An 8,620-nucleotide genomic window follows, 5' to 3' on the forward strand; every position below is an offset into this window, starting at 1 on the left:
CGTAAGGGAGGGCGCCCTTCAAGTGAAGGTCGCCATGCATAATCTTAAAGTCCTTATTTTTTCCCTAACTGGGCATGTAAAGCATGAGTATGATCAACGCATCTACACATCCCTCCAAACGCAAGGTCAACGAACAAGCAATCCAGCGATTGTTCGCACGGTTGGCCAAGCAAAATGCGCTGTTTGCTGCGATTCAAGGTACTGAAGCAGTCCGCCAAGCTGCCACCGCTCTCAGGGGACCGCATATCATTCCTGCCCTGTCCATCGACTCTTTGCAGCGGGAGCGAATTATACTTGCTGCTGACGAGGCGTTGAACGCGCTCGGCGATGTTGAAATCATATCCGACAATACTAGCATTTCGCGTAACCCCGGAGAGATACTTCGCCCGGACTTCGTGCTCTTCAATCGCAAACTTGGGCGGCTTATCCTTGTCGAGTTGAAGGACGACAAGCAACCTGAACGCCAGGCTGTCACGGAATTGCTCGCATACGAACGCGAATTACGGAACCATTTTCCTTTCATGGGTGGAATGGACGTTGTGTTTGTTCTCATCGCGCGCGAGTGGGGTGATCTCCTCAATCATGCTTATGCGGCGCTTGCGGCACGAGGCCGCCCATCGCTGCTGGCACTCACTGTGTCGGGGGAAGAACCAGATTTGGCATTCACGGTGCGAACCGATCAGGCTTGGTATCGTCACTTCCAGGTTCATATCGCACCAGCGGCACTGAGATCGCGTACCTATCGTGTACAGTTTAAGGATGTGGACCCAGAAGCATCTTGGCTGGCACTGAGAGAAGCCGGAGATCTCATGCGCCAAGCAGCAGACCGGGCCGGCCAGCATGGCTTTAGCTGTATCTGGGAAAATGGATACAATAGTAACGAGGTCGGGATTATCATATATGCGGTGGATCCCGCGCATCTCCATATTCCGGTCGACCCGGTAAATCCGACTCGCGACAGTGACTTCGCGTCTTTTTTCAGCAGCTTCTTCTCGACTAACGAGATGCGGTTCGAACCTGGGCTAGAAGCAATCCTCCTGCCCTTGCGTCAGGCATTGCGGAATCGTGCGACGATCGAGCATTTGCGAGACGGCACTTGGCACGATGACATGACTTGGCTTGAGGATCACGGTAACATCGTCACCGGATATCAGTATTGGGGGATGGTTGCCGACTTCGCGGGGCAGATCGGAACAAGTGCTGCCGCCCGGGAACATTTTCATCTCGATCAATCTGTCGGCGTCGGTTCCCCAGTGGTCGGTCTGCAAATCATCACAGCAATGACCGGCAGCCAACCGTTTTTTGGAGGGCGCATCGGGGCGCGATCACTTTTTGAAGTCGGCGTCTTGCTGCAAAGTGCTATGACGCTGGCCCAACAGGGTTCAATCGATCAGGCAAAATGGATATGGGTGAATTGCAAGCTCGCCGTTTACAATGCTGAGCTAGCCGATCTAGCACGCAGTTGGGTCGATCCAAGCGGGCCTATGGAGCCGCTCTACCTCTTCGCCGAACCTACTGCAGAAGCTGCGGAAAACATAAGACAATTTGGCGATTGGCTGCTTAAAGAACTCGATGAGTCGCCTTTGTCTGGCATCTTTAGAGCGGCCTTTAAGGCGGGATTCACACCGAGTCTATCGCCAACTTGCTCTGCAGAGGCATATTGGCAAGTCTGCCTAGACCTGTGCGCGTCGATAGACCAGCATCAAGATTCCCGAGATAAGTGGACTACTGCGATCACTTCGCTGCCCGAGTGGCTTCAATCCTGCGAGACCGCCTTCGCCCTGTTTGAAAGGATGTCTGCCACGGTTGATGCTAAGCAATGCATGCCTATTCTGGTCGACCTCAGCGATGCTTGGATACCGCCGTTACGTCGTCGACAGGTTCTCGCCCATAACGTGGCTTTCGATGTCGAGGATTTACGGCACGGCATTGATGATATGTTGCGCAATTTACCCGAGGGCCAGCTGCCCTGCATACTTATTGGTGCAGATGGGGGAGTGGGTTCAAGCATCATCGACCAGCCCGAAACAATGGCTCCGCTCGATCACACGCAGCAGGTCGCGGTGCTTAATCGTGCTTCAGGCCGCGATCTACTCATCGTCCTCGACTGGAGCGAGTTAGCAGATGGAACGCTTAAGGCGCTTCGCAGCAACATAGACGGAAAAATCATAGAACTTCATGAGTGGGGGTATGGCTCATTCAATTCCTTGAGGAGAATCGACAACCACTGGCTCGGCGAAAAAATTGATTTCAGTGACGATGGCCTATACCATCCCGGAACAGCAGGTGCGCGTTTTTTGGAAGTCAAACATTCGAAAGATATTGCTCCAGAAATCGCAATTGTCATTAATACTACCCAACCGCTCGATAGAACTGTGACGCCATACTACGAGATGAATCCGGGAGCCTTCACATATAAAGGCGTCTGGCTCGGCTACATTATCGTTGATGTGGCTCTTGATGGCTCTTTCGAGCGACATACTCTACTATTCGACATTTGTGATCCAGCTAGCCAAAATGCATTATCTCATATGCGAGCGCAGGCGCACATTCATTTTTTGCATTGCGATCCATCAGGTAACGTTGTTGCTTTCCACGAAATCAAAAACACTTTCTCTCTCGACAATATCATAGAACTAGCATCGCAGATTTGTCCCGGCACGGCACAAGGCAACGCCCGACGCATTCTGTGTGATAATAAGGCCGACGCCCAAGAACATCTGGAAAGCGGCCTTGCAGCGAATTCAGCACAGATCAAATGAGGTAATTGGGCTCACAGGGAGAGCGCGTACGAAACTTGTGTACCATGCAAGCTCATCAGCAGCAAAGCGTATGGCTGCTTTCGGTCATCCTTTCCCAGTAATCGACATTCCCCCCATTGCGGTCGTAATTTCGGGTAGGTGACAGTGCGCCATACTCCGGGATGAGGGGTAAGGTGTCTTCTGCGGTTGCATGGGATCCCGTGTGGGAAGCGGTGATCAGAGGCAGAGGGTGGCTTCGCCTTGGGTGCCGAATAACCGGTATCAGAGGAAAGTTTCCCATGACCACAACCACCATCCTGCCCCCTGCGTCCCGTGGCGCCGCTTCTGGCGGGTTCCGGATCGATCCTTCGCGTGGGGAGCGCAGCGCCCGCGTCTCGTCCGAATGGTTCTCGCGGCCCGATGACGGGCGCTACTTGTCCCTGTCCGACCTGCATGCCTCCACACTGGCGCGGGCGGAGCAGGCCACGGCCCGCACGGTGGAGAGCCGCGCCATTCGCGTCGAGGCCTCGCGCGACAATGCCGAGCGTCTGACCCTGACCGTGCCGGGACAGAATGAGCCGATTGCGCCCACGCACTGGTCGTTCGGCCAGATGTGCAGCCTGGTCGGCGCGCCATCGTCATACCTGCGCAACCTTCCGGCCCCGCTGGCGGCGATCAATCTCCAGCACGGGCTGCTGTCGCACCGCGCCGAACTGGTCAAGACGCTGGAGACCGAAGACGGGCGTGTGGAACTGCGCGCCGTCACGGGGCCGGATTACGGCCGCATCTGGGACCATGAACTGGTCGGAGCGGTGCGCAAGATTGCCGGTGACGGCACGGGTGATACCAACTGGAAGGTGCCGGGTGTGATCGACTGGGCCACCATGACCCATAATCCCTATGTGGACATCACGAAGGAAACCACGACGCTGTATGCGTCCGACCGCGATGTGTTCCTGTTTCTGGTCGATGATACGCATCCGATTGAGGCGGGACGCCTGCCCAACGGCGACCCCGATCTCTATTTCCGGGGCTTCTACGCCTGGAATTCGGAAGTCGGTAGTAAAAGCCTCGGTATCGCCTCCTTCTACCTGCGCGGAGTGTGCCAAAATAGAATGCTCTGGGGCGTGGAAAATTTCGAACAGATTACGATCCGGCATAGCAAGTTTGCAGCCTCACGCTTCGTGCATCAGGCCACACCAGCGCTCCGGAATTTCGCCACGGCCAGCCCGGCCTCGTTCGTCTCTGGCATTCAGGCCTCGCGTCGGGCGCTGGTGGCAAAAACTGACGAGGACCGCGACAGTTTCCTGCGTCGGCGTGGGTTCTCGAAACCGGAAACCACCAAGATCATTGAAACTGTGCTGCACGAGGAAGGGCGCAAGCCGGAGAGCGTGTTCGATTTCGTGCAGGGGATCACGGCGCTGGCCCGCACCAGGGCCAATCAGGACACGCGGCTGGATCTGGAGGAGAAGGCCCGCAGGCTGATGGAGCGTGCTTCCTGAAAGCAGCTTCTCTGTCTTTCCGTAAAGACGTTTTTACGAGCCCGGCCACTGTGCCGGGTTTTTTCGTTTCGGGAGTCATTTCGATGGCCGATTTCTTCACGCATTTTTCCTGCGTGCTCGATGTGGGCACGGTGGACAATGCCGCAAAGGCGCTCGACCTTTACAATGAATTCATGGACGAACTGGCGGCGGAAGATCCGCCCTCTGACGGTTTTGTCCTGTCGATCGTGCCTGAATATGGTGGCACGAAACTCTGGATGCACAATGAGACAACAGGCGATCCGCATCAGGTGGTGGAATTCGTGCTACGCTGTGCGCGGGCATTCCGGCTGCGGGGACGATGGGGGTTCCAGTGGGCCAATAGCTGTTCACGTCCCCGGATCGGGGCCTTCAGCGGTGGCGCGCATCTGCTTGACCTTGGCCGGCGCAAGACGATTTCATGGATGACCACCGATCGCTGGCTGGCGATCGCCCTGGATGGGGGCAATCCCGACACAGGAGGGCAGGGGTAATGGCCTCGCATGATGCAGGCGATCTCGCCCGCCGCCTGGCGGAGAACGCGGAGGCGGCGTGCCGGCGGTATCTGTCCGCCGGTCGCCGTCACGGCAATTACTGGCTGGTCGGCGACGTGCGGAATGTGCCCGGCCGGTCGCTGTTTGTCCGGCTGCACGACACCGCCAACGGCAGGGCCGGAAAATGGACCGATGCCAGTACTGGTAAGCACGGCGACTTGCTCGACGTGATCCGCGAAAGCCTCGGCCTGGTGGATTTCCGCGACGTGGCCGACGAGGCGCGTGCCTTTCTCAGCCTGCCGCGTCCCGATCCGGCACCTTCTTCAAGGGATCGTCCCGCGCAGGAAGGCGGTCCCGCCAGTTCATTGGAAGCCGCACGTCGACTCTGGGCCATGTCCGGGCCGATCGCGGGCACACCCGTAGAAGCGTATCTCCGTAGACGCGACCTTACGCTTTTGCACGGAGCCGGCGCCCTGCGCTTCCATCCGCGCTGCTTTTACCGGCCGGACGAGGACGGTCCGACCGAGACTTGGCCCGCCATGATTGCCGCCGTCACCGACCTCGACGGCACTCTGACCGGCGTGCATCGCACCTGGCTGGCGGCGGACGGCCTTGGCAAGGCGCCGGTCGATCATCCGCGCCGTGCCTTGGGCGGGTTGCTCGGCCATGCCGTGCGCTTCGGGGTGGCATCCGACGTGCTCGCCGCCGGGGAAGGCATCGAGACGGTCCTGTCGCTGCGGCAGGTTCTGCCCGATCTGCCACTAGCCGCCTGCCTGTCCTCAGCGCATCTCGCCGCCATGGCGTTTCCGCCCATGCTGCGCCGTCTCTACGTCCTGTGCGATGATGACTCGGCCGGGGATCAGGCGCTGGCGACGCTGCACGCCCGCGCGGATGAGGCAGGGATCGAGCTGATCGGTCTGTCACCGCGTCTGGCGGATTTCAACGACGATCTCCGTGCCCTTGGGCGCGGTGCGCTGCGGGCAATCCTGCATCCGCAACTCGCGCCATCGGACGTGGCACGCTTTCTGGAGACCGCCGGCACCTGAGCAGGCCGGAAAGAGGGGCGGGCGGTTTCCGTTTTCTGTCGGCGGTCCTGTTGTGCCTCCCGTTCGGCAGGTCCGCGCCTCGGCCTTTCAGGTGGGGAGCGGGCGTCAGCCGGGCCGGGCCTTCAATGGCGGGGACGGCTATTTTCCGTCGCGCCCCTGTGGGGGCGCTTTACATCGCGAAGCAAAATAGCCGGCCCCCTGCCATCCTCCGCTGCGCTGCGGCCGCGCGCGAGCGCGCGGTTCCGGCCCATCCCTGGTCTGACGCTGTCCGCCCCCGGAAAGGCCGCGGAGGGCGCGGCCGGAGACCTGGGAGGACCGCATCATGACCCGCACCGACGATTTTGAGCCGCCGCACGCCGCTTCATCCACCGCCCATGTGCTGGCCGAACTCCAGATGTATGGCTACCGTCCCTTCGAGGACGAGCCGGACCTCAGGCCGCTACCCGAAGCTCCGCGCATCGGGGGTGCCGTGGCCGACGTCTTCGACGCCATCGCCGCGACCCTGACCGACACACGGCTGGAACCCGACCTCGAGGCATTGCTCTGGTCCACGGTCAACATCTTCCATCGCATGGTCGGCCAGGTCGAACGCGAGCTTGACCGCAACGAGGTGGCGCAAAAACGCAGTCAGCAGGAGCAGGACGGCAGCGAGATCCGCTCGGTGGAGCTGGAGCGGCTGATCGCCGAAGGGCTGACCCTGATCGAGCGCCGCAACGCCTACGAGATCTTCCGCGACGAGGCGCAGGAGCAGTTCGAGCGCCTGACCCTGAGCGCGTGGCGACCAAAGGTCGGCTCGCTGGTCTCACGCCGCACGATGACGGCCTCCATGATCGACAGCCGCGATTTCCTCAACGCCCGACGGCGTGCCGAGGGCGAATTGCTGGTCCCGCCCGGTCCCAAGGTTGTCGTCACTGGCGGTCTCGATTTCGACGACCATATCCTGATCTGGGATCGGCTCGACAAGGTCCGGGCCAAGCATCCCGACATGGTGCTGCTGCACGGCGGTTCGCCCAGGGGCGCCGAATTCATTGCCTCACGCTGGGCCGATCACCGCGAGATCGTGCAGATCGCCTTCAAGCCGGACTGGACCAGGCATGCCAAGGCAGCGCCTTTCCGCCGCAACGATGCGCTGCTCGACACCCTGCCGATCGGCGTCATCGTCTTTCCCGGAACCGGCATTCAGGAAAATCTGGCCGACAAGGCGAAAAAGCTCGGCATCCCGGTCCTGCGGTTCGGAGGCGGCGCGTGAGCGCCGTCTTCACTCCGGATTGCCCGTGACGGAGATCCGCGCAGCCCGGGCGTAGAAGGCGAGTTCGGTATCGCCGGGCGCCAGAAGATCGAGCAGGCCTTTCATGTCCTGCATGTCCGAATGGGACTGAAATGGCCCCGGCTGCCGCTCGATCGCCAGCACTGCAATGGCGAGTGCCTTTTTGACCAGATGCAGTTCGCGTCCCGTGATTTCCGCCATGATGTCTTCTCCATGCGAGGAGATAACGATGCATGTCCGCGTGCCGGACGCCAGTACGATTCTCGTTCCGTCGACACATCATTTTCGCTATGATGCGAGTGCGCCGTGGTGGTGGTGGCAGGCGCACCCGTCCGACATCGTCGATTGCACGGAGACCACCACCATGTTCATCCTTGCTCCCTTCCTGCTCGTTGCCGGCATTGGCTTCCTGTGCTGGTTCTTCTTCACCGTCGCAGTTTTCGCACTGCCCTGCGCCACCGATCTGATGGCTGCGCTCTGGGCCTTTGATACCGGTGCCGGCCTATTGGGTGCGGTCATCATCGGGTTTGTCGCGGGAGCCGCGACCTTCATTCTCGGCCAGATCGCATTCGCCTGCGTGCCTTGGGCGTGGCTCAGGCTGCTGATTGTCCTGCTCTATACCGTGCCCGCTATCATCATGGGCTACAGCACCACACATGGGATTGCCCAGATGATGATGCCGTCTGCGGCATGGCAGTTCTTTTTTTCCGTCATCGGCGCGATCGCGGTGGGGATCACCGCTTTCATCCGCTTTACAGCCGTGGCCCCACCCGGACCGTACGGCGGAAACATCGCGCGCGTCTGACCCCGCCCCGGCAGACTGCAGGCAGGTGACCAGACCAGATGCGTCGTCTGCCTGCCAGTCCTGTCATCAGGGGAGGGCGGCTCACGTGGTGTTAGCTCGCCTCAACGCGTTACTGGCCCTTGCCGCTTTCCTCTTGGAACCACTCGGTCATGGACGGCCCTCGTCCGCGACCGGCTGACAGAAACAGCAGATAGCGCGGCAACCTGTCTGGCATCGTCCCCGGAACGGGTCATGTCATGGCCTAAAACGAACGCGTGACGACGCTCATGCTCTTTCCTGCCGGATCCTGCACGCCGAGGGGGCCTCATGTTCTCCGTGATGGTCGCTCTGTCGGGCTGCGCACGCATACGGCCTCTGAAAATGGCTGATCTAGCCGAGGGGCGGCTGCGCCTCGATCGTCTCTGGCGCAACGGCAGGCCGTAATTTTCTTCCCCTGACGGCTGCGCCGTCATTCCTCGCGAAACAAGAAAATTCCGTCCCGCCGTCCTCCGCTGCGCTGCGGCCCTGAAGGGTGCGCCGCCGATCGCCCCCGGCTCGTCGATCGCCATCGAGGCCGCAATGGTGCGGGCTCGATAACAGAGATCACGGAGCAGTATCATGGCCACCATCGGCACCTTCAAGAAGTCCGGCAACGAGTATGTCGGCGAGATCGTCACCCTCTCGGTTCAGGTCCGCAATGTCCGCATCGTTCCCGATTGTGTTGAAAAACTCCACCTTGCGGTAATTGCTGCCTGCTGATTCAGTATC

The 8,620-nt window shown here is 60.1% G+C and carries 7 protein-coding genes and 1 pseudogene; 7 read left to right on the top strand and 1 reads right to left on the bottom strand.

The annotated features are described in order from the left end of the window. Positions 1–83 precede the first annotated feature (83 nt). The 5 genes from ABF859_RS11470 to ABF859_RS11490 all read left to right on the top strand — a co-directional run bounded on the left by ABF859_RS11470 (position 84) and on the right by ABF859_RS11490 (position 7,050). Entirely contained in the window at positions 84–2,762 is a 2,679-nt protein-coding gene (locus tag ABF859_RS11470; protein WP_415527912.1) for a hypothetical protein, read from the top strand. A 278-nt stretch (positions 2,763–3,040) separates the two neighbouring features. Then, positions 3,041–4,243, top strand: a complete 1,203-nt coding sequence (locus ABF859_RS11475; RefSeq protein WP_415527913.1) for a DUF932 domain-containing protein — start codon at positions 3,041–3,043, stop codon at positions 4,241–4,243. Between the two features lie 83 nt (positions 4,244–4,326). Beyond that, positions 4,327–4,755, top strand: coding sequence for a hypothetical protein (locus ABF859_RS11480; RefSeq protein ID WP_415527914.1), 429 nt, complete (start codon positions 4,327–4,329; stop codon positions 4,753–4,755). Beyond that, a complete protein-coding gene (locus ABF859_RS11485; RefSeq protein WP_415527921.1) occupies positions 4,755–5,801 on the top strand; it encodes a toprim domain-containing protein in 1,047 nt (348 codons plus the stop codon). The genes ABF859_RS11480 and ABF859_RS11485 overlap by 1 nt, the downstream gene beginning before the upstream one ends. A 322-nt stretch (positions 5,802–6,123) precedes the next feature. Beyond that, positions 6,124–7,050, top strand: coding sequence for a DUF2493 domain-containing protein (locus tag ABF859_RS11490; RefSeq protein ID WP_415527915.1), 927 nt, complete (start codon positions 6,124–6,126; stop codon positions 7,048–7,050). Between the two features lie 9 nt (positions 7,051–7,059). On the opposite strand, the gene ABF859_RS11495 is transcribed toward ABF859_RS11490, so the two are convergent. Next, complete coding sequence (locus tag ABF859_RS11495; RefSeq protein ID WP_415527916.1) at positions 7,060–7,269, bottom strand: hypothetical protein; 210 nt, start codon at positions 7,267–7,269, stop codon at positions 7,060–7,062. Positions 7,270–7,432: 163 nt separating this feature from the next. On the opposite strand from ABF859_RS11495, the gene ABF859_RS11500 reads away from it, so the two are divergent. Together ABF859_RS11500 and ABF859_RS11505 are read left to right on the top strand one after the other, a co-directional pair. Beyond that, positions 7,433–7,873 carry a hypothetical protein gene (locus ABF859_RS11500; RefSeq protein ID WP_415527922.1) on the top strand — a complete coding sequence of 147 codons (441 nt, stop codon included), beginning with the start codon at positions 7,433–7,435 and terminating at the stop codon, positions 7,871–7,873. Positions 7,874–8,470: 597 nt separating this feature from the next. Beyond that, positions 8,471–8,569, top strand: a pseudogene (locus ABF859_RS11505) (DUF736 family protein); the annotation flags it as partial. Positions 8,570–8,620: the final 51 nt, after the last annotated feature.

This window comes from Gluconobacter sp. (assembly GCF_047722525.1).
In the GTDB taxonomy this organism is placed as follows: domain Bacteria; phylum Pseudomonadota; class Alphaproteobacteria; order Acetobacterales; family Acetobacteraceae; genus Gluconobacter.